Origin of the sequence: Amycolatopsis sp. YIM 10 (genome assembly GCF_009429145.1) — a bacterium.
GTDB lineage: Bacteria > Actinomycetota > Actinomycetes > Mycobacteriales > Pseudonocardiaceae > Amycolatopsis.
This window is the reverse complement of record NZ_CP045480.1, coordinates 10020273-10040605: the sequence shown is the minus strand read 5'-3', so window position 1 is coordinate 10040605 and position 20333 is coordinate 10020273. Positions and strand designations below refer to the sequence as shown.

Below are 20333 nucleotides of genomic sequence, written 5' to 3'. Positions count from 1 at the left end.
GATGTTCGGATCTTCGCTACCGGGCGGCATGCCGCAGGACGAGGACACCCCGGTATTCGTCATCTCCGTGGCCGCGCAGCTGTCCGGCCTGCACGCGCAGACCCTCCGGTCGTACGACCGGCAGGGCCTGGTCTCCCCCGGCCGCACCCCGGGGGGTGGCAGGCGGTACTCGCTGCGGGACATCGCGCTGCTGCGGGAGGTCCAGCGGCTGTCACAGGAGGCGGGGGTGAACCTCGCCGGGATCAAGCGGATCATCGAACTCGAGAACCAGGTGGACGCGCTGCGCTCGCGGGTGAACGAGCTGACCGAGGAACTCGCGGGGGCCTACGCCGCCGCGGAACAGGCGGCTGCCGCGGTGCACGCTTCCTACCGCAAGGACCTCGTCCCGATGCGGAACCAGACCGCGCTGGTGGTCTGGCGTCCCAACCCCCCGCGCCCTCGGCGCTGAGCCGGGGTTCGCACTCGAAGCGGTGGTGGCGATCCGATCCCCCGGGGTCGCCGCCACCGCCACTTTCCACCGGCGGCGGTGAACCCTGCCACCACCTCCACTCGGCGGTGAAGCCCGCCGCGGCTTCTGCTTGGCGGTGGAGGTCTGCTGCCGCTTCTGCTTGGTGTTGGAGTTTGCTGCGGCTTCTGCTTGGCGGTGGAGGTCTGCTGCCGCTTCCGCGCGGCGGTGGCGTCTGCTGCGGCTTCTGCTTGGCGGTGGAGGTCTGCTGCCGCTTCCGCCCGGCGGTGGCGTCTGCGGCCGTTCCGCTTGGGTGAAGTCCGCCCCCGCTTCTGCCCGGTCCGGTGGTGAGTCCTGCTGCCGCTTTCGCGCGGGCGGTAGGCGCCTGCCGCCGCTTCTGCTCGGTGGTGGAGGCTGCCGTCGCCTCGGTTCGGCGGGTGGGGTCTGCTGCGACTTCTGCTTCGCGGTGAAGCCTGCCGCCGCTTCCGTTCGGTGGTGGAGTCTGCGGCCGTTCCGCCCGGTGGTGAAGCCCGCCGCGTTTGCTCGGTAGCGAAGCCGCCAGTTCCGCCCGTCGGTGAAGTCCAGGTCCTCGCCGGGCGGTGCAGGGCGCCACCGGCCTCAGTCGATGGTGAACTGGTCGTACTTGATCCGGTCGGCCGGGATTCCCTCTTCCATCAGGCGCATCATGGTGGCGCGAATCATCGTGGGCGAGCCCGAAATCAGCACATCCGTTTTCGGCCACGTGCCGCGCTTGAGCACGGCGTCGACGAGCGTGCCCTGCTCGCCACCCTTCACCTCGCCCTCCTCCACCACCGGCGCCACGGTGAGCCAAGGATTGGTCGCCGCCAGCATCTTCAGCGTGGGCAGGTCGTAGAGGTCTTCCGCGGTCCGGCCGCCGAAGAACAGGTGTACCGCCGGGTTCTGCTTCCACCGCGCCAGATCGTCGGCGATCGCGCGCAGCGGGGCCAGGCCGGTCCCGCCCGCGATCAACAACAGCTTCCGCTTGTCCGCCTGCCGCACGGCGAGCGTGCCGAGCGCCGGGCCGATGCGCCATTCGTCGCCGATCTTGGTGTGGTTCACCATCGATCGGCTCACCCAGCCGCCGTCCACCGCGCGCACGTGGAACTCCAGCACCCCGTCGGTGCGCGGCGCGGTGGCCGGCGAGAAATACCGCCACATCCGCGGTCGCTGCGGGACCTGCACGCTCAGGTACTGGCCCGCGCGGAACGGCACCGGGTGCCTCGGCAGCGCGCGGATCACCGCGACGCTGGAGTTCGGTCTTCGGTGCTCGATCACCCGCGCCGGCCACCAAGCCGGTCCTTTCTCGGTCTCGGCGGCCTCGCGCATGGACTTCGCGATGATCCCGTAGGCATCGGTCCACGCGCGTTCGACGTCCGCGGTCCAGTCGTCCTTCAGGTACCGCTTCAACGCTGCCAGCAACGCCACTCCGACCGCGTCGTAGTGCTGCGCGACCACGTCGAACTTGCGGTGGTCCCGGCCGAGCTGGTGCAGGAACGGCACCAGCTGGTCCGGCTGGTCGACCAGGCCGACCACGTGCACCAGCGCGCGCAGCAGCCGATCCCGCTGGGTGTTCATGTTGGCGGGAAAAAGTGCTCTCGCCGCCGGGGAAACGGTAAACAGCACACCATAGAAGAACTGTGTGAGTTCGCCGGCGCTCGGTTCGATCTTGGCAAAAGAATCTCTGATCAGCTTCGCGGTCCGGTCGGTTTTGCTCCAGTTCGCCGGAATGGTCACGGGCAGCGGGTCGGGAAACATGGCGTGGACACCCATCAGTGCGACGAATTCTCCAATCGATTCGAACGCGGCGTGATCTTCCAACACTCCCGTTTCCCCGACGGGGCAGGGACTCTACGACGCCAGTCGCTCGGCGGCGCCGGATCGCCACGCTTTCAGCTCGAATGGAGCAATATGGATACTCGGTGTCGAACAGGGGTATTCACTGCGTACCACACCCGATCGGGTGTATTTGCCGGAACACATGTTTTCCGGCTATTCACCGTGTAAGTATCAGTCGATGGTGAACGGGTCGTACTTGATCTGGTCGAGCGCGGTGCCGGCCACCAGCATGCGGGAAACGGTGGCCCGGATCATCCCCGGCGAACCGGAGACCAGCACGTCGTGCTTCGGCCACGCGCCGTACTTGGTGACCACCTCGGCCAGCGTGCCCTGCTCGAACCCGGGCAGCCCGGGATTGTTCTCCACCACCGGGACCACGCTCAGCCAGGGGTTCACCGCCGCCAGCGCGCGCAGCTCCTCCAGGTCGTACAGGTCGTCGCGGTCGCGGCCGCCGTAGAACAGCTTCACTTTGGGGTTCTCGCCCCACTGCGCCAGGTCGTCGAGCATCGCGCGCAGCGGCGCCACCCCGGTGCCACCGGCGATCATCAGCACGTCCCGGCCGGACTCGCGGTCGACGGTGAGCCGCCCGAGCGGCGGGCCGAGCCGCCAGCGGTCGCCCTTCGCGGTGTGGCCGACGATGGCGCGGGAGACCCAGCCGCCTTCGACCGCGCGGATGTGGAACTCGATCGAGCCGTCCTCGCGGGGCGCGTTCGCCGGGGACAGGTACCGCCACAGCCGCGGGCGCTGCGGCACCTCCACGCTCAGGTACTGCCCGGCCTGGTACGGCACCGGCTGCTCCGGTTCCACCAGCACCAGCGCGAGGTCCCAGGTGAGCCGCCGGTGCTCGGCGACGGTGGCGGTCCACGAGCCGGGGTGCCGGTCGGCGGCGGCGGCCTCCTGCATCGCGCGCGCGATGATGGTGAACGCCTCGGCCCAGGCGCGCTCCACCTCGGGCGTCCACTCCGGGCCGAGGTTCGTCTTCAGCGCGGCGAGCAGCGCGGTGCCGACCGCCTCGTAGTGGTTCGGGATGACACCGAACTTGCGGTGGTCGCGGCCGAGCTGGCGCAGGAACGGCACCAGGTCGTCGGGCCGGTCCACCATCTGCACGATGTGCACCAGCGCGCGCACCAGCCTGCCCCGCTGGACCTCCATGTTGATCGGGAAGAAGTCCCTGGTGGCCGGCGCGAGGGTGAACAGCATGCCGTAGAAGAACTGGGAGATCTCCGGCGTGTACGGCTCGGCCTTCGTCCAGGTGTCACGAATCAGCCGCACCATCGCCGCGACGGCGGGCGGTGTCTCCCTCGAGCTGGAGGACCTGGGTACTGGGCTGACCGGTTCTGCTGTCATCGCTGGCTGGTATCGGCTCCTCGTCCGGTTGCGCGGCGTGGTCGGCGGGGTGGTCCGCACGCCGATTGTGGCCTGGATTATTCATTAATGCGCGTAGCTCTGGGTTCCGCCGACTGGGGCAGGCCAGTGGCCTGACCCAGGGGTTGTGGCGTGGGGAATATTCCCCCTTTCGGAATAAGTCGATCGAGGGAAGCGGCCCAGTGGTACACCTCGGAGGGTAGTCGTACTGACCGGGAACCCTGGCTACGTTGCTCCGGACGGGTCAATCTAGGTACTTCGGCCGTGTGATGGATCACTGATAAACTAGTTGCAGCATACAACTAGTAACCCCCGGGTTTTTTCACCGATCGGGGCAACGGGAAGGCTGGACCCATGGGTCCGACGGACGACGCCGCACTGGAGCTGGTGCGGCAACTCAAAGTGAACGCGCAGTTGCAGCAGGCGTGGACCACGCACCTGTGGCAGGCGCAGAACGGACTGCACCCCGCCTCCGCCTGGCTGCTCGCCGAACTCGCCCAGCTCGGCGAGTCGCGCCCGTCGGAACTGGCGAAGCGGCGCATGGTCGACGTCTCGGTGGTCAGCCGCCAGGTGGCGCAGCTGACCGCGGCCGGGCTGATCGAGCGCCGCCCCGCGCCGGAGGACGGCCGGGCGGCGCTGATCCGGGTGTCCGAGCGGGGCGAGCAGGAGCTGGTCCGCTGGCGGCGGCAGTACACCGACTTCCTCACCGACGCGCTCTCCGACTGGGAACCCGGCGAGCTGGACGCGCTCACCGAACGGCTGAAAGCTGCCAACGAAAGCCTGCGAACCACCCTCGATCGGCGTTCCGGGCCGCGCTGACCTGCGACTTCCCCGAAACCAGAGTTGAGCGGAACAGACTCAACTTTCCTGACGTTGAGCATGTCGAGGACTTTTCCGGAAGGCTTGCGTCAAGCGACGCACGACATGAGGTGAGGGATGGACGCTTTCAACCCGACCACGAAGACCCAGCAGGCGATCTCGTCGGCTGCCCAGGCGGCCACCGTCGCCGGCAATCCCGACATCGCGCCCGCACACCTGCTCGGCGCGCTGCTGGCCCAGGGCGAGGGGCTCGCCGGGCCGCTGCTCACCGCGGTCGGGGCGGACCCGGAGCAGGTGCACAAGGAACTCGAGCCGATCACCCAGGCGCTGCCGTCGGCGGTCGGCGCCACGGTGTCGCAGCCGCAGTTCGACACGCACGCGGTCAAGTCGATCACCCACGCGCAGAAGCTGGCCACCGAACTCGGGGACGAGTACGTCTCCACCGAGCACCTGATGGTCGGCCTCGCCGCGCAGGGTGGTCAGGTGGCCGACCTGCTCAAGCGCCACGGTGCCACGCCGGAGGCGCTGCGCGAGGCGTTCACCGCGGTCCGCGGCTCGGCCCGGATCACCAGCCCCGACCCGGAGGGCACCTTCAAGGCGCTGGAGAAGTACGGCGTCGACCTGACCGCGCGCGCCCGCGCCGGTGAGCTGGACCCGGTGATCGGCCGCGACACCGAGATCCGCCGCGTGGTGCAGGTGCTCTCGCGCCGGACCAAGAACAACCCGGTGCTGATCGGCGAGCCCGGTGTCGGCAAGACCGCCATCGTCGAAGGGCTCGCCCAGCGCATCATCGCCGGTGACGTGCCCGAATCGCTGCGTGGCAAGCGCGTGGTCGCGCTCGACCTCGGTTCGATGGTGGCCGGCGCGAAGTTCCGCGGTGAGTTCGAGGAGCGGCTCAAGGCGGTGCTCAAGGAGATCACCGACTCGGCCGGTCAGGTGGTCACCTTCATCGACGAGCTGCACACCATCGTCGGCGCCGGTGCCACCGGTGAGGGCGCGATGGACGCGGGCAACATGATCAAGCCCATGCTCGCCCGCGGTGAGCTGCGCATGGTCGGCGCCACCACGCTCGACGAGTACCGCCAGCACATCGAGAAGGACGCCGCGCTGGAGCGCCGGTTCCAGCAGGTGCTGGTCGGCGAGCCGTCCACCGAGGACACCATCGGCATCCTGCGCGGGCTCAAGGAGCGCTACGAGGTGCACCACGGTGTCCGCATCACCGACGGCGCGCTGGTCGCCGCGGCCACCCTGTCCGACCGCTACATCACCGCCCGGTTCCTCCCGGACAAGGCGATCGACCTGGTCGACGAGGCGGCCTCGCGGCTGCGCATGGAGATCGACTCGCGGCCGGTGGAGATCGACGAGGTCGAGCGGGCCGTGCGCCGGATGGAGATCGAGGAGATGGCGTTGTCCAAAGAGGACGACGTGGCCTCGAAGCAGCGGCTGGACGCGCTGCGCGCCGAGCTGGCCGAGAAGCGCGAGGAACTGACCGCGCTGACCGCGCGCTGGCAGAACGAGAAGGGCTCGATCGAGCGCGTCCGCGACCTCAAGGAGCAGCTCGAGCAGCTGCGCGGCGAGTCGGAGCGGGCCGAGCGCGACGGTGACCTCGGCCGGGCCGCGGAGCTGCGCTACGGCAAGATCCCCGCGCTGGAGAAGGAACTGGAGGCCGCCACCGCCACCGAGAAGGCGGTGCAGGCCGACGTGATGCTCAAGGAAGAGGTCGGCGCGGACGACGTCGCGGACGTGGTCAGCGCGTGGACCGGCATCCCGGCCGGACGGCTGCTCGAAGGCGAGACCGGCAAGCTGCTCCGGATGGAGGAGGAGCTGAGCAGGCGGGTGATCGGCCAGGAGGAGGCGGTCAAGGTCGTCTCCGACGCGGTGCGCCGCACGCGCGCCGGGGTGGCCGACCCGGACCGCCCGACCGGCTCGTTCCTGTTCCTCGGCCCGACCGGCGTCGGCAAGACCGAGCTGGCGAAGGCGCTGGCGGAGTTCCTGTTCGACGACGAGCGCGCGATGCTGCGGATCGACATGAGCGAGTACGCCGAGAAGCACTCGGTGGCCAGGCTGGTCGGCGCGCCGCCCGGGTACGTCGGTTACGACCAGGGCGGGCAGCTGACCGAGTCGGTGCGGCGCCGTCCGTACAGCGTGGTGCTGCTCGACGAGGTGGAGAAGGCGCACCCGGACGTCTTCGACGTGCTGCTGCAGGTGCTCGACGACGGCAGGCTGACCGATGGCCAGGGCCGGACGGTCGACTTCCGCAACACCATCCTGGTGCTCACCTCGAACCTCGGTTCGCAGGCGATCGCGGACGCCGCGCTGGACGACCGGCAGCGCCGCGACGCGGTGCTCTCGGTGGTGCAGCGGCACTTCAAGCCGGAGTTCCTGAACCGGCTGGACGACCTGGTGGTCTTCCACGCGCTCGGCACCGACGAGCTGACGTCCATTGTGGACATCCAGGTGGACCGGCTGGCCAAGCGGCTGGCGCAGCGGCGGCTCACCCTGGAGGTCACCGAGGGCGCGCGGGAGTGGCTGGCGCTCAACGGCTTCGACCCGATCTACGGGGCCAGGCCGCTGCGGCGGCTGGTGCAGTCCGCGATCGGCGACCAGCTGGCGCGGCTGCTGCTCGGCGGCGAGGTGCTCGACGGCGACACCGTCCTGGTCGACATCCCGGCCGTGGAAGCGAGCGATTCGCTCACCGTCAAACGCGCCTGATCCACGTCCGCAGGTCGCCCCCACTCGATCGGGTGGGGGCGACACGGCGTCCTGATCTCTGCCTTCGGGCTCAGGGCGATACGCTGGTGTTCGTGGGTATTCCGGCGTGGATCTGGTTCGTCGTCGCCGCCGTCGCCTTGGTGGCGGGGCTGGGGCTGCTCGGTGCCGACCGAGCTCGTGAAGGCTCGCGCAACCGGGAGCGAATGCGCTGGGCGGACCTGCGGGGCTGGGAGTTCGTCGAGGAGGACGAACGCCTGCCGCGGCAGTGGTCCGGCGGCGCGATCGGCTACTTCGGGGCCGAGGCCGCGGTCAACGTGGTGGGCGGGTCCACCTTCACCTCGGACGGCCGCCGCCCGGTGTTCGTCTTCGACATCGAGTCCGACGGGCAGATCCCCGCGGTGATCGTGGCCGTGCGCTGCAACCGGGTGCACCAGGTGCTCGTCGAGCTGTGGCTGGCCAGCGTGCCGTTCCAGCGCGCGGAGATGCCGGAGCTGCTCGGCCCGGTCGGCCAGCGCTACGCCTTCGCCGACGACGCCGAGGGCGCCCGCGCGGTGATCACCCAGGACCTGGTGGACGCGGCGGACGCGCTCGGCGGGGACGTCGGCGTGGCCTGGCTGGAGAACGAGTGGGTGCTCGCCAGCGTCGCGCCCAACGCCGGCCCGTCGCGGCTGGAGCGCCTGCTGCGCGACCTCGGTGAGATCGCCGACATCGTGGACCCGTTCGACGACGCCGTCGCCGTCGAGCCGGAGCCGGAGGGCAGGCACTGGCAGAGCCAGGGTTCCGCCGCGTCCGAGTACCGCCCGCAGGCGGGCGACTGACGCCGTGGGCACCGCACTGGTCACCGGCGCCACCGCCGGCATCGGCGCCGCGTTCGCGCACCGGCTCGCCGCCGAAGGGCGTGACCTGGTGCTCGTCGCCAGGGACACCGCGCGGCTGGAGCAGTTGGCCGCGGAACTGGGCGAGCGCTACGGCGTCGGCACCGAGGTGCTGACCGCCGACCTCGCCTCCGCCGAAGGCCGCGAGAAGGTCGAAGCGCGCGTCGAGCAAGGCGTCGACATGCTGGTCAACAACGCCGGGTTCGGACTCGGCGGGGAACTCCAGGACGCCTCCCTCGAGCAACTGCAGGCGCAGCTGGACGTCAACGTCACCGCCGTGCTGCGGCTGACCCGCGCCGCGCTGCCCGGCATGCTGGAGCGCGGCAGCGGCGACGTGATCAACGTGTCGAGCGTGGCCGGTTTCCTGCCCGGCCGAGGTTCCACCTACACCGCCAGCAAGACCTACGTCACCTCGTTCACCGAGGGCGTCGCGGGTTCCGTGCAGGGCACCGGGGTCCGCGTGATGGCGCTGTGCCCCGGGTTCACGCACACCGAGTTCCACCAGCGGGCCGGGCTGGACAAGCCGGGGCCGAAGCTGTTCTGGCTCAGCGCCGACCGGGTGGTCGACGAGGGACTGGCCGATCTGCGCCGAGGGCGCTGGGTGTCCATCCCCAGCCCGCAGTACAAAGCGCTGGTGGCGGTGCTGCGGGTGGTGCCGCGGTCGTTGATCCGGATCGCGGCCGGTCGCTTCGCCGGACGCGGTAGGACCTAGCCGTCGTAGCCGTTTCGTCGGTGGCGTGTGAGAGGCTGAGCGCCGTGGCGATTCCTGGCATTGATCAAGCGGCGAAACTCGAGCTCGCCCGGCTCATCACCGAACTGTCCGTGGTGCACGGCAAGGTGACCCTGGCTTCCGGCAAGGAGGCCGACTACTACGTCGACCTGCGGCGCGCGACCCTGCACCACGCGGCCGCCCCGTTGATCGGCAAGCTGCTCCGCCAGCTCACCGCCGACTGGGACTTCGTCTCGGTGGGCGGGCTCACCCTCGGCGCGGACCCGGTCGCCACCGCCATGCTGCACTCCGCGGCCGCGGACGGCATGGTGCTGGACGCCTTCGTGGTCCGCAAGGCCACCAAGGCGCACGGCATGCAGCGCCGGGTCGAAGGGGTTGAGGTGCGCGGGCAGCGGGTACTCGCGGTGGAGGACACCTCCACCACCGGCGGCAGCGTGCTCACCGCGGTGGAGGCACTGGAAGAGGCCGGTGCCACGGTGGTGGGCGTGGCCACCGTGGTGGACCGCGACACGGGTGCCAGGGAAGCGATCGAGAAGGAAGGCCTGGCGTACCGCTACCTTCTGGATGCGCACGACCTCGGTCTGTCCTGACCTCCGGGTCTCCCCTACGGGTCTCCCCTACGGGTCTTCCCCCCATTGTGGGGTGAGACCCGTTTTTCACCAGCGGTTCTCCAGCGGGCAGGAGTACGTTGGTGATGTAAGGGGGACGTGAAGGGGAGGGGTGACGGAACCGGTGGCCGGATTTCTCGCGGATGTCACGGTCGCGATCCATGTTCTTGCCCTGTTGTACATCGGGTTCGGCGGGTTCGTCGCGTGGCGGTGGCCCAAGACCATTTTTGTGCACATCTTTTTCGCCGCCTGGGGAATTCTGGTCAATGTTTTTCCCATTCCCTGCCCGCTGACCGCGCTGGAGAACTACTTCCGCGCGCAGGAGGGGCTCGGCGACCTCCCCGGCGGCTTCAACGCGTACTACATCTACGACACGGTGTTCCCGCGCGAGATGATGCCGGTGATCGCCGCGCTGGCGCTGGTGGTGCTGGTGGTCTCCTACATCGGCGCGTACGTGCACTGGAAGCACCGCGACAGCGACGACCACGCCGAGGGCACGCACGCCCACCCCGTCGGCCTCGGGTGACAGAATCGCGACGTGGTCATCGTTGCGATCTTTCTCGGCATCATCCTGCTGGGCCTGGTGATCGGCCTGGTCATGCGGCCGAAGGTGCAGGCGCGTGCCCGCGCGCACGTGGACGCGCTGCAGGCGATGGCCGCCTCGTTCGGCTGGCAGATCGACCGGCGCGCGGTGCCCGACATCCGCGCTCGGCTGCCGATCGGCGGTATGTGGGACGAGGACACCGGCATCCGCGCGACCGCGCAGCTGACCGGCCAGTGGCGGGGCGTGCCGGTGGTGGCGCTGCAACTGGCCTACGGCACCGAGGGGCTGGCCACCCACACCTGGCACACCATGACGATGATCATGGTGCCGCGGCCGGTGCCCGGTCCGGTGGTCGCGCTGACCGCGCCGGGCATGTCGTGGGCGAACTTCCTCGCCTCGGACCGGCAGGTCGGTTATCCCCCGTTCGACGGGCGCTTCCACGTGCACGCCAAGAGCGACGAGGAAGCGCGCGTCACGCTGACCCCGGCGGTGGCCGGGTTGCTCGCCGCCGACCCGCGCACGCAGGACCGGATGCTGTTCTTCGGTGAGCGGGATCTCGCCGCCACCTTCCCCGGTGCGATCACGCAGCAGCAGGCGGTGGCGCAGACCGCCGACCTGCTGCTGGACGTCTCGCAGCGGCTGGCCCTCCGATGACCGAGGCGGGGCCCACCGAGTGGGTGGCCGAGCACGAGGTCGGCGTCGGACCGTGGCCGGGCGAGTGGCCTGCCGACGAGCGCTACGACCCGGAGCTGCTGGCGCAGGGCGACCGGCGCAACGTGGTGGACGCCTACCGGTACTGGCGGCGCGAGGCCATCGTGTCCGATGTGGACAGCCGACGGCATCCGTTCCACGTGGCCATCGAGAACTTCCAGCACGACCACAACATCGGCACGGTGGTGCGCACGGCGAACGCCTTCGCCGCGGCCGCCGTGCACATCGTCGGCCGCCGCCGCTGGAACCGGCGCGGCGCGATGGTCACCGATCGCTACCAGCACCTGCACCACCACCCGACGGTCGGCGAGTTCACCACCTACGCGGCCGAATCCGGCCTGGCCGTGGTCGCCGTCGACAACACCCCGGGCGCGGTGCGGCTGGAGACCGCCGAGCTGCCGCGCGAGTGCGTGCTGCTGTTCGGGCAGGAGGGGCCGGGCCTGTCCGCCGAGGCGCAGGAAGCCGCGTCGCTGGTGGTCTCGATCGCGCAATTCGGGACGACCCGCTCGATCAACGCCGGCGTCGCGGCCGGGGTGGTCATGCACACGTGGATCCAGCAGCACGCCGATCTCGACGCCGCCTGGTAGGTCAGGCGGGCGCGATCTCCACCGGGATGCCGTTGAGCACGCTGGTGCCGGAAAGCGCGTCCATTTGGGTTTCGTCGGAGAGCAGGTTCGTGTTGGCGCCCGCGTGCGCGGTGGCCACCGCGGTGCGCATGCCGGCCGGGTCGTGCCCCCAGCCGTGCGGAATGCTCACCACACCCGGTCGGATCACGTCGGTGACCTCCACCGGCACCTCGATCTTGCCCGCCCGCGAGTGCACCACGGCCTGACCGCCGTCGGTCAGCCCGAGCCGCGTCGCGTCCTCGGGGTGCACCTGGACCGTGCACCGGTTCTGCCCGCGCACCAACGGCTCCAGGTTGTGCATCCACGAGTTGTTCGAGCTGAGGTGCCGTCGTCCGATGAGAACCAGCTCGCCGTCGGGCGTCCGGTCCAGCTCGCGCGCCAGCCTCGGCACGTCCTCGGTGATCGGGTCGGGCGCCAGTTCGATCTTGCCGCTGGCCGTGGTCAGCACCTCCGGCACGCGTTGCTTCAGCGGCCCCAGGTCGACGCCGTGTGGAGCGGCTTCGAGATCGGCCAGCGTCAGGTCGTACGGCCCGGCACGCAGCATCAGGTCGACCAGTCGCTCCGGACCGGTGCGCCCGGCGGCCACGGCGGGATCCAGCCCCGCGCGCCGCGCGGTTTCGGCGGCGACGAACTCGTCGAGCGCGGCGAGGTCGGCGTCCGGCCCCTGACCGGTGACGATGCCGGTCAGCCGCAGCATGGTCTCCCACTCCTGCGGCAGGTCCGTCGGCAGCGCGGCCGGTGTCCAGTTCGCCACGTCCCGGACCGCGTACTGGTAGAGCGCCATGTCGTAGTGCGGGCGTTCGAGCGCGCTCGGGCCAGGCAGGATCACGTCGGCGAGCCTGCTCGTCTCGTTCAGGTAGACGTCCAGCGAGACCATGAAGTCGAGCTGTTCCAGCGCGCCGGTGAGCCGTTCGGCGTTCGGTGTGCTCAGGCACGGGTTGCCGCTGACCGTGATCAGCGCGCGCACCTGGCCATCGCCGGGGGTGAGGATCTCGTCGGCCAGCACGCCGACCGGCACCTCGCCGAGCACCTCGGGCAGCCCGTGCACGCGGGTCTTCCAGCGGCCGGTGCGGAACGGCTTCGGCTTCGGCGTGGAGCTGTTCGGCTGCCCGGCGGCGGCCAGCGGGAACATCGCGCCGCCGGGGCGGTCGAGATTGCCGGTGAGCGTGTTGAGCACGTCGACCAGCCAGCTCGCGACCGTGCCGAAGGCCTGCGTGGTGGTGCCGATCCGGCCGTAGACCGCGGCGTGGTCGGCGTCGGAGAGTTCGCGCGCGAGCCGCCGGATCTCGTCCGCGGCGATCCCGGTCGGCCCGGCGACGGCCTCCGGGGTGAACTCGCGCGCCAGCTCGCGGACCTCGTCGACGCCGTTGACGTGCTCGGTGAGCCTGCCGAGGTGCACGCGGTTCTCGTCGAACAGCACGTTGATCATCGCGAACAGCAGCAGCGCGTCGGTGCCGGGCCGGATGGCGTGGTGCTCGTCGGCCAGTTCGGCGGTGCGCGTGCGCCGCGGGTCGACCACGACGATCTTGCCGCCGCGGCGCTGGATGCCCTTGAGCCTGCCGCGTGCGTCCGGGGCGGTCATCAGGCTGCCGTTGGAGACCAGTGGGTTCGCGCCGAGGATGAGCAGGTGGCCGGTCCGGTCGAGGTCGGGCACCGGGATGGACAGCCCGCTGCCGAACAGGTAACCGGAGGAGAAGTGCTTCGGCACCTGGTCGACCGTGCCCGCGGTGAAGAAGTTCCTGGTGCCGAGCGCCTTGTAGAGGACGCGGCCGTAGAGCAGGTTGCCCAGGTTGTGCGCGCTGGGATTGCCGACGTAGAACGCCACCGAGTCCTTGCCGTGCGCCTCGATGAGCGGGGGCAGCCGCCGGTGGATCTCGGCGAACGCCTCGTCCCAGCTGACCTCGACGAACTCGCCGTCGCGCTTGACCAGCGGCGCGCGCAGGCGGTCGGGGTCGTGGTGCAGTGCGCCGAGCGAGGCGCCCTTCGGGCAGATGTACCCGCTGGAGAAGACGTCGGCGTTGTCCCCTCGCACCTTCGAGACCCGCGTTCCCTCGAACGTGACGTCGAGTCCGCAGGTTGCTTCGCACAGTGGGCAGGTGACGGCAGCCATCGCCTGAACATACTGACTGGTATGTCGATGGACAAGGGAGAATGATCGGCATGACGTCGGCTGACCGGGCCGCTGAGGCCGAGAACGCCCTGCGCACGAGGCATTTCCGCCGCGTGTGGGGATGGCCGTCGACGGTGCTCGCGCGCAGCGGCTGGCCCGCCGACGCGGGGCAGCGGGTGCACTGGCACTGGAACTACTGGTGGCAGGCGCACGTGCTGGACTGCCTGGTCGACGCGCAGGTCCGTGCGCCGTCGGACGAGCGCGCCGAGCTGATCTCGCGGTACGCGCGGTCGATCAGGCTGCGGAACTTCGGCCGGTGGACGAACGAGTACTACGACGACATGGCGTGGCTGGGCATCGCACTGGAGCGCGCGCGGCGGCTGGTGGAGTTGGAGTGCTCGCCCGCGCTGGACGCCCTCGCCGCGCAGCTGCGGGAAGGCTGGACCGAGGACGCGGGCGGCGGGATCTGGTGGCGGAAGAACGACCAGTTCAAGAACGCCCCGGCGAACGGCCCGGCGGCCGTTCTCCATGCACGCCTCGGTGATTCGGCGCGGGCCCGGGAGTTGTTCTCGTGGATGGATTCGACGTTGGTCGATCCGGAGACGGGGCTGGTGTGGGATGGGCTGCGGGTCGATACCGGTGAGCTGGTGAAGCACATTTACACGTACTGCCAAGGGGTTTTCCTGGGTACGTGTCTTGAATTGTCCGAAGTGGACGCCGCTGCGCGGACCGTTGCGGCGGTGGCGGAGCATTGTGCGCCCGGTGGGGTGTTGCTGGCGCAGGGTGGTGGGGACGGGGGGTTGTTCGCGGGGATTTTGGCTCGGTATTTGGCGTTGGCGGCTCGTCGGCTGGAGGGTTCGGCTGCCGCTGCGGCTCGTCAGCTCGTGCTCGATTCCGCTGATTCCTGCTACGCCAACGCTACTCCGGCTGTCGGTGGTCCTCTGTTCAGTCCAACATGGACGGAGGCGGTGGTGTCGCCGCCTCCGGCTGGGCATCCGGCGCGGGATCTTTCGGTGCAGGTGGGCGCGTGGATGTTGCTGGAGGCTGCGGCCACCCTTTCTTGAATGAATGTGGGGAGGGGTCTGGGCGGGGTCTTGGCTGTGTGGCGTGCCCTTCCGTGGTTAAGCCTGTCGTCGTCGGGGGCAGCCGCAGGAGGTGCGGTGCATGAAGGAAGGGGCCAACCGCACCGAGTCGGGGCGGCGGTCCGGGTCGGAGATGCGGGCGATCAGGGTGTGCACGGCGCGGCGGCCGATTTCCTCGATCGGTTGCGCCATGGTGGTCAACGCGGGGTCGACCTTGCCCATCCACTCCGCGTCGCCGTAGCCCGCGAGGCCCAGTTCCTCGCCGATGCGCAGGCCCCGCCGGTGCACCTCGTAGTGCACGCCGATCATCATCGCCTCGCTGGCGACCACCAGGGCCGTGGGCGCGTCGGCCATGTCGAGCAGGCGGCCCGTCGCCGCGGCCGCGCCGCCCGCTGTCGATTCGCCGCAGGCGACCAGGTCCGGCTGCCAGGCCAGCCCCGCCCGGCCCAGGCCCAGGCGGTAGCCGAGCGCGCGTTCGTCGTTCACCGCGACGCCCACCGCGCCCGAGATCAGGCCGATCCGCTCGTGCCCGGCGCTCGCCAGGTGCCGGACCAGGTCGCACATGGCCTGGATGTTCTCCGTGCCCACCTGGTCCACATCGCCGCGCGTGGCCAGCCGCTCCATCAGCACGGTGGGCACGCCGAGGCGCACCAAACCGGTGACCACCACGTCGTCCCCGGCGGCGGGAGTGAGCAGGATGCCGTCGATGCCGCCCGCGCGCAGTGAGCGAACGGCGTTCATCTCGATCCCGGCGGCGTCCTCGGTTTCGGCGAAGGTCACCGCGCAGCCCGCGTCGGCGGCGGCGCGTTCGATCGCTTTGGACAGTTCGGTCGCGTACGGGCTGCCGTCGAACGCCATCGCCACGCCCAGCCGATGGGTGACAGGCGCGCCCCAGAGTGGAATGTCGTGTGTCAGTGCGGTCATCTCTCCCGGCCCCTCGATGCCTGATGAGAACGTGCCCGCCCGATTGACGCTCTCGAATACAGGCGCCGAAGATATCCCCGATTCGGGCGTCATCCGGTCGGGAGTCACTCGATGAAGCAGAAATTCAGCGAACCGGGTGAATTCCCACGCAGCCGCACGACTCTCGGTGTCGCAGCGTCGGGGGCAGCCGGACCACCTCGGCCTTGCGGTCCGGATCGGCGATCCTGGCCAGCAGCAACCGCACCGCGCGGCGCCCGATCTCCTCGATCGGCTGCGCCATGGTGGTCAGCGGCGGGTCGACCAGATCGGCCCACTCGACGTCGTCGTAGACCACCACCGGCAGGTCACGCCCGATCTTCAGGCCGCGGCTGCGTGCCTCGTGCAGCACGCCGACCATCATGCCGTCGTTGGCCACCACCAGCGCCGTCGGCGGCTCGGGCAGTGCGAGCAGGGTGCGCAGGGCGGCGGCCCCGCCGTCGCGTGAGGAGTGTCCGCATTCGACCAGGTCCGGGTTCCACGCCAGTCCACCGCGGCCCAGCCCGAGCCGGTAGCCGAGCGTGCGTTCCTCGCTGGTGGACAGTCCGGCGGCGCCGCTGATCAGGCCGATCCGGCGGTGGCCGAGCGAGGCGAGGTGCTCGGTCAGCGCCGACGTCGCCTGGATGTTCTCCGCGCCGACCTGGTCCACGTCGCCGCGCGTGGCCAGCCTGTCGACCAGCACCGTCGGCACGCCCAGCGACACCAGTTCACCGACCACCTGGCCGTCGCCGGGGGCGGGCGTGATCAGCAGGCCCTCGACCCGGCGCGAGCGCAGCGCGCGCACGGTCGACTGCTCGGTCTCCAGTTCGTCGTGGGTGTCGGCCAGCAGCACGGTGTACCCGGCGGCCGCCGCCTCGCGCTCCACCGCCTGCATCAGCATCGCGAAGTACGGGTTCGCCATCAGGGAGATCGCCACGCCGATCGAGCGCGTGCCGCCGGTGACCAGCGAGCGCGCGATCGCGTCGCCGGTGTACCCGGTGGTCTCGATGGCGCGCAGCACGGCGGCCCTGGTCTCCTCCGCCACCGCTCGCGTGCCGTTGACCACGTGTGACACCGTGGTGATGGAGACGCCCGCCATTTCGGCGATGTCGCGCTGGGTCGGGCGGGATGAGCGTCCTGGTGGCACGGGGCTCCCTTCACCGGCGGCATTGGCAAGCGTTTGCGCAAACGCTTGCGCGGCAGCATAGCTCGATCTACCGTCCCGGGTCATCTTGTTCCGATCCTCAACGCGGAGGATGTCGTGCGAAAAATTCTGACCGCGGGGCTGGTCGCCGCGGTGCTGGTGTCGGCGGGCGGGTGCACCGTCGAACGGCACTGGGGTGGCAACACCAACTCCGGTGGCGGAGGCGGCAAGGCCAAGGTCGGCCTGGTCACCAAAACCGACACCAATCCCTACTTCGTCGAACTACGGGCCGCGGCCAGCGCGGCCGCGCAGGCCAACGGCGCCGACTTCAGCGCACTGGCCGGTCAGTTCGACGGTGACAACGACGGCCAGGTCCGGGCCATCGAGAACCTGATGCAGCAGGGCGCGACCACCATCCTGATCACGCCGAGCTCGTCCACCGGGGTGCTCGACGCGATCGACCGGGCGCGCAAGGCGGGCGTGCTGGTGATCGCGCTGGACACCGCGACCGAACCGGCGGAGGCGGTCGACGCCACCTTCGCCACCGACAACTTCGTGGCCGGCCAGCAGCAGGGCGCCTACGTCAAGGCGGCGCTCGGCGGCACCCAGCCGAAGCTGTTCATGGTGGACGGCACCGCGGGCAGCACGGTGGACACCCAGCGGCACACCGGGTTCCTCTCCGGCATCGGCCTGGCCGACGGCGCACCGGAGATCAAGGGCTCGACCCCGGCCAACGGTGACCAGAGCACCGCGCAGCAGGGCGTGGAGAACCTGTTGCAGCGCACCACCGACATCAACGCCGTGTACACGATGAACGAGCCGATGGGCCGCGGTACCTACGCGGCGCTGAAGGCACGCGGGCTGACCGGCCAGATCGTGATGGGCTCGATCGACGGCGGCTGCGAAGGCGTGCAGAACGTGCGCGACGGGCAGTACGCGGCCACCGTCATGCAGTTCCCGAAGAAGATGGCCGAGCAGGGCGTGCTGGCCGCCGTCGAATACGCCAAGAGCGGCAAAAAACCGGCGGGCTTCAACAACACCGGGTCCGTGGTGATCACCGACAAGCCGATGCCGGGCGTGGAAAGCCAGAACACCGACTGGGGTCTGCAGAACTGCTGGGGTGAGAAATGACGAGCGCGACGGCAACGGTCGAATCGGACCGGCCGACCATCGGTGAGTTCTTCCTGCGTGCTCCGGCTGTCGGCCCGGCGCTGGCGCTGGTGGTCGCGGTACTGGTGTTCTCCTTCTCCACCGACACCTTTCTCAACCTGGACAACATCTCACTGGTGGTGCAGCAGTCGCTGGTGATCGGCACGCTGGCGCTCGGCCAGACGCTGATCATCCTGACCGCCGGCATCGACCTGGCGAACGCGGCCTCGATGGTGCTGGCCACGCTGATCATGGCGAAACTGCTCGCCGGCGGCGTGAGCGGGATCTTCGCGCTGCTGCTGGGAATCGTGGCGACCGTGCTGGTCAGCGGGGTGGTCGGCTCACTGGTGACCAAGGTGAAGCTGCCGCCGTTCATCGTCACGCTCGGCGCGCTGACCATGCTCACCGCGGCGGGCAGGCTGTTCGCCGGTGGCGAGGCGGTCCCGGTGGCCGACGGCCTGCTCAACTGGCTCGGCACCCGCCGCTACCTGTTCGGCGGCATCGAGATCACCTACGGCATGACGCTGGCGCTGATCATGTACCTGGTCATGTGGTACGCGCTGACCAGGACCGCGTGGGGCAAGCACGTGTACGCGGTCGGCAACGCGCCGGAATCCGCGCGGCTGTCCGGGATCAAGGTCAACCGCACGGTGCTCTCGGTGTACCTCGTGGCCGGCGTGATCTTCGGCATCGCGGCGTGGCAGGCGCTGGGCCGGGTGCCCAACGCCGACCCGAACGCCTACCAGCTGGGCAATCTCGACTCGATCACCGCGGTGGTGCTGGGCGGGACCAGCCTGTTCGGCGGCCGCGGTTCGGTGCTCGGCACGATGATGGGCGCGCTGATCGTGGCCGTGCTGCGGTCCGGGCTGACCCAGCTGGGCGTGGACGCGCTCTACCAGGACGTGGCGACCGGCGCGCTGGTGATCGCGGCCGTCGCGGTGGACCGACTCGCCAGGAGGCAACGGTGAACTCTTCGACCGAGCAGCCGACCCTTTCCGCTCGTGGCCTGGTCAAGCGCTACGGCCGGGTGACCGCGATCGACGGCGCCGACTTCGACCTGTACCCCGGCGAGGTGCTCGCCGTGGTCGGGGACAACGGCGCCGGGAAGTCCAGCCTGATCAAGGCGTTGTCCGGCGCGCTGGTGCCGGACGAGGGCGAGATCCAGGTCGACGGCGAGGCGGTGCACTTCCGCACGCCGATCGACGCGCGCAAGTTCGGCATCGAGACGGTGTACCAGGACCTCGCCGTCGCGCCCGCGCTCGACATCGCGTCGAACATGTTCCTGGGGCGGGAAAAACGCCGCTCCGGGCCGTTCGGCCTGATCCGCAAGCTGGACACGGCGACCATGCGCACCGAGGCGCAGCGCATCCTCGACGAGCTGGGCATCCAGATCAAGTCGATCACGCAGCCGGTGGAGACGCTCTCCGGTGGTCAGCGCCAGGGCGTGGCGGTGGCGCGCGCGGCGGCGTTCGGCACCAAGGCGGTGATCATGGACGAGCCGACCGCGGCGCTCGGTGTCGCCGAGTCGGGCAAGGTGCTCGCGCTGATCGACCGCATCCGCGAGCGCGGCCTGCCGGTGGTGCTGATCAGCCACAACATGCCGCACGTGTTCGAGATCGCCGACCGGATCCACGTGCACCGGCTCGGCAGGCGGGTGGCCGTGGTCTCGCCGAAGACGCACACGATGAACCAGGTGGTCGGGTTGATCACCGGGGCGCTGCGGATCGGCGAGAACGGTGAGGTGGAAGAGGTTCCGGCGGCCGTGCGGGCTGGTCTGTCCGGATGAGAGTGGTACTGGCCGGACTGTCCACTGTGGATCTGGTGCAGCGGGTGGCGGAACTGCCCGCGCCCGGCGAGAAGGTGCAGTCGCTCGCGGTCGAGGTGGCCGCGGGCGGTCCGGCGGCGAACGCGGCGGTGACGGTGGCGGCGCTGGGCGGCGAGGCGGTCCTGCTGACCGTGCTCGGCGCCCACCCGCTCGCCGACCTGGCGCGGGCCGATCTCGAGGCGTACGGCGTGCGGGTGGTCGACGCGTTGCCGTCGCGGGTTTCGCCGCCGCCGGTGAGCGCGGTGTCGGTGCGGGACGCGGATGGCGAGCGCACGGTCGTCTCGCACAACGCCGCCGACGTCCCGGACTTCCCGGTTTCTCCTTTGCTGGACGAGGTTCACGGCGACTGCGTGCTGCTGGACGGGCACCACCCGGAGCTGGCTCTGGCGGTCGCGCGGCGGGCTCGGGAACTCGGGGTCCCGGTGGTTCTCGACGCCGGAAGCTGGAAGCCGGTGCTGACGGATCTGTTGCCACTGGTGGATGTCGCGGCCTGCTCGGCGCACTTCCGCGCGCCCGATGGAGTTCTGGACGTGCCCGTGGTGATCACCACCGCGGGCGCCGGCCCGGTGCGTTACTCCACTGTGGACGATTCGGGTTCGGTGCCGGTGCCCGAGGTCGAAGCCGCCGACACGTTGGGCGCCGGCGACGTCTGGCATGGCGCATTCGCTTGCGGCGCAAGCCTTCCACTGGTGGAGCGGATCCGCTTCGCCAACGAGGTGGCGGCCGAACGGGTGTGGCATGCGGGGCCGCGGGCGTGGGTGCCCGCGGTCCGTGAAATGAGAAGGTAGAGGG

The 20333-nt window shown here is 70.1% G+C and carries 19 protein-coding genes; 14 read left to right on the top strand and 5 right to left on the bottom strand.

The annotated features are described in order from the left end of the window. Position 1 precedes the first annotated feature (1 nt). Positions 2 to 448 carry a heat shock protein transcriptional repressor HspR gene (locus YIM_RS46780; RefSeq protein WP_153036445.1) on the top strand — a complete coding sequence of 149 codons (447 nt, stop codon included), beginning with the start codon at positions 2 to 4 and terminating at the stop codon, positions 446 to 448. A gap of 615 nt (positions 449 to 1063) precedes the next feature. Here YIM_RS46780 and YIM_RS46775 read toward each other — a convergent pair. Together YIM_RS46775 and YIM_RS46770 are read right to left on the bottom strand one after the other, a co-directional pair. Continuing rightward, on the bottom strand, positions 1064 to 2221 hold the full coding sequence (locus YIM_RS46775) for a globin domain-containing protein (RefSeq protein ID WP_153036444.1): 1158 nt from the start codon (positions 2219 to 2221) through the stop codon (positions 1064 to 1066). A 252-nt stretch (positions 2222 to 2473) separates the two neighbouring features. After that, the gene (locus YIM_RS46770; protein WP_194239980.1) at positions 2474 to 3649 is read right to left on the bottom strand and encodes a globin domain-containing protein; all 1176 of its coding nucleotides are present in this window, start codon (positions 3647 to 3649) and stop codon (positions 2474 to 2476) included. Positions 3650 to 4021: 372 nt separating this feature from the next. Between YIM_RS46770 and YIM_RS46765 the strand changes: the two genes are divergently transcribed. The 8 genes from YIM_RS46765 to YIM_RS46730 all read left to right on the top strand — a co-directional run bounded on the left by YIM_RS46765 (position 4022) and on the right by YIM_RS46730 (position 11253). Then, positions 4022 to 4486: a MarR family winged helix-turn-helix transcriptional regulator gene (locus YIM_RS46765; protein ID WP_153036442.1), complete on the top strand. Its 465-nt coding sequence runs from the start codon at positions 4022 to 4024 to the stop codon at positions 4484 to 4486. Between the two features lie 117 nt (positions 4487 to 4603). After that, positions 4604 to 7198, top strand: coding sequence for an ATP-dependent chaperone ClpB (gene clpB, locus YIM_RS46760; protein ID WP_153036441.1), 2595 nt, complete (start codon positions 4604 to 4606; stop codon positions 7196 to 7198). Positions 7199 to 7290: 92 nt separating this feature from the next. Next, on the top strand, positions 7291 to 8016 hold the full coding sequence (locus YIM_RS46755; RefSeq protein ID WP_153036440.1) for a hypothetical protein: 726 nt from the start codon (positions 7291 to 7293) through the stop codon (positions 8014 to 8016). Between the two features lie 4 nt (positions 8017 to 8020). Then, the gene (locus YIM_RS46750) at positions 8021 to 8785 is read left to right on the top strand and encodes an SDR family oxidoreductase (RefSeq protein WP_153036439.1); all 765 of its coding nucleotides are present in this window, start codon (positions 8021 to 8023) and stop codon (positions 8783 to 8785) included. Positions 8786 to 8829: 44 nt separating this feature from the next. Continuing rightward, a complete protein-coding gene (gene pyrE / locus YIM_RS46745; protein WP_153036438.1) occupies positions 8830 to 9393 on the top strand; it encodes an orotate phosphoribosyltransferase in 564 nt (187 codons plus the stop codon). Positions 9394 to 9535: 142 nt separating this feature from the next. Beyond that, a complete protein-coding gene (locus tag YIM_RS46740; protein ID WP_153037714.1) occupies positions 9536 to 9937 on the top strand; it encodes a DUF2784 domain-containing protein in 402 nt (133 codons plus the stop codon). Between the two features lie 12 nt (positions 9938 to 9949). Next, a complete protein-coding gene (locus tag YIM_RS46735) occupies positions 9950 to 10609 on the top strand; it encodes a hypothetical protein (protein ID WP_153036437.1) in 660 nt (219 codons plus the stop codon). After that, positions 10606 to 11253, top strand: coding sequence for a TrmH family RNA methyltransferase (locus YIM_RS46730; protein WP_153036436.1), 648 nt, complete (start codon positions 10606 to 10608; stop codon positions 11251 to 11253). The genes YIM_RS46735 and YIM_RS46730 overlap by 4 nt, the downstream gene beginning before the upstream one ends. Before the next feature lies 1 nt (position 11254). On the opposite strand, the gene YIM_RS46725 is transcribed toward YIM_RS46730, so the two are convergent. Further along, positions 11255 to 13402, bottom strand: coding sequence for a molybdopterin-dependent oxidoreductase (locus YIM_RS46725; RefSeq protein WP_153036435.1), 2148 nt, complete (start codon positions 13400 to 13402; stop codon positions 11255 to 11257). A 50-nt stretch (positions 13403 to 13452) separates the two neighbouring features. Between YIM_RS46725 and YIM_RS46720 the strand changes: the two genes are divergently transcribed. Next, positions 13453 to 14466 carry a glycoside hydrolase family 76 protein gene (locus YIM_RS46720; RefSeq protein ID WP_153037713.1) on the top strand — a complete coding sequence of 338 codons (1014 nt, stop codon included), beginning with the start codon at positions 13453 to 13455 and terminating at the stop codon, positions 14464 to 14466. A gap of 57 nt (positions 14467 to 14523) precedes the next feature. Here YIM_RS46720 and YIM_RS46715 read toward each other — a convergent pair whose 3' ends face one another. Beyond that, the gene (locus YIM_RS46715; RefSeq protein ID WP_153036434.1) at positions 14524 to 15408 is read right to left on the bottom strand and encodes a LacI family DNA-binding transcriptional regulator; all 885 of its coding nucleotides are present in this window, start codon (positions 15406 to 15408) and stop codon (positions 14524 to 14526) included. A gap of 124 nt (positions 15409 to 15532) precedes the next feature. Then, positions 15533 to 16570, bottom strand: a complete 1038-nt coding sequence (locus YIM_RS46710) for a LacI family DNA-binding transcriptional regulator (protein WP_153036433.1) — start codon at positions 16568 to 16570, stop codon at positions 15533 to 15535. 114 nt (positions 16571 to 16684) lie between these two features. Between YIM_RS46710 and YIM_RS46705 the strand changes: the two genes are divergently transcribed. Genes YIM_RS46705 through YIM_RS46690 form a run of 4 tightly spaced genes read left to right on the top strand, consistent with a single transcriptional unit; the run spans position 16685 to position 20329 of the window. Next, on the top strand, positions 16685 to 17698 hold the full coding sequence (locus YIM_RS46705) for a substrate-binding domain-containing protein (RefSeq protein ID WP_228004441.1): 1014 nt from the start codon (positions 16685 to 16687) through the stop codon (positions 17696 to 17698). Beyond that, a complete protein-coding gene (locus YIM_RS46700; RefSeq protein WP_153036432.1) occupies positions 17695 to 18684 on the top strand; it encodes an ABC transporter permease in 990 nt (329 codons plus the stop codon). Before YIM_RS46705 ends, YIM_RS46700 begins: the two co-directional genes overlap by 4 nt. Next, positions 18681 to 19502, top strand: a complete 822-nt coding sequence (locus YIM_RS46695; protein ID WP_153036431.1) for an ATP-binding cassette domain-containing protein — start codon at positions 18681 to 18683, stop codon at positions 19500 to 19502. The genes YIM_RS46700 and YIM_RS46695 overlap by 4 nt, the downstream gene beginning before the upstream one ends. Then, on the top strand, positions 19499 to 20329 hold the full coding sequence (locus tag YIM_RS46690; protein WP_153036430.1) for a PfkB family carbohydrate kinase: 831 nt from the start codon (positions 19499 to 19501) through the stop codon (positions 20327 to 20329). The genes YIM_RS46695 and YIM_RS46690 overlap by 4 nt, the downstream gene beginning before the upstream one ends. Positions 20330 to 20333: the final 4 nt, after the last annotated feature.

Coding starts and splice junctions, on each gene's coding strand:
- YIM_RS46780 (WP_153036445.1), top strand. CDS start 2: ATGTTCGGATCTTCGCTACCGGGCGGCATGCCGCAGGACGAGGACACC.
- YIM_RS46775 (WP_153036444.1), bottom strand. CDS start 2,221: ATGTTTCCCGACCCGCTGCCCGTGACCATTCCGGCGAACTGGAGCAAA.
- YIM_RS46770 (WP_194239980.1), bottom strand. CDS start 3,649: ATGACAGCAGAACCGGTCAGCCCAGTACCCAGGTCCTCCAGCTCGAGG.
- YIM_RS46765 (WP_153036442.1), top strand. CDS start 4,022: ATGGGTCCGACGGACGACGCCGCACTGGAGCTGGTGCGGCAACTCAAA.
- clpB (WP_153036441.1), top strand. CDS start 4,604: ATGGACGCTTTCAACCCGACCACGAAGACCCAGCAGGCGATCTCGTCG.
- YIM_RS46730 (WP_153036436.1), top strand. CDS start 10,606: ATGACCGAGGCGGGGCCCACCGAGTGGGTGGCCGAGCACGAGGTCGGC.
- YIM_RS46725 (WP_153036435.1), bottom strand. CDS start 13,402: ATGGCTGCCGTCACCTGCCCACTGTGCGAAGCAACCTGCGGACTCGAC.
- YIM_RS46720 (WP_153037713.1), top strand. CDS start 13,453: ATGACGTCGGCTGACCGGGCCGCTGAGGCCGAGAACGCCCTGCGCACG.
- YIM_RS46715 (WP_153036434.1), bottom strand. CDS start 15,408: ATGACCGCACTGACACACGACATTCCACTCTGGGGCGCGCCTGTCACC.
- YIM_RS46700 (WP_153036432.1), top strand. CDS start 17,695: ATGACGAGCGCGACGGCAACGGTCGAATCGGACCGGCCGACCATCGGT.
- YIM_RS46690 (WP_153036430.1), top strand. CDS start 19,499: ATGAGAGTGGTACTGGCCGGACTGTCCACTGTGGATCTGGTGCAGCGG.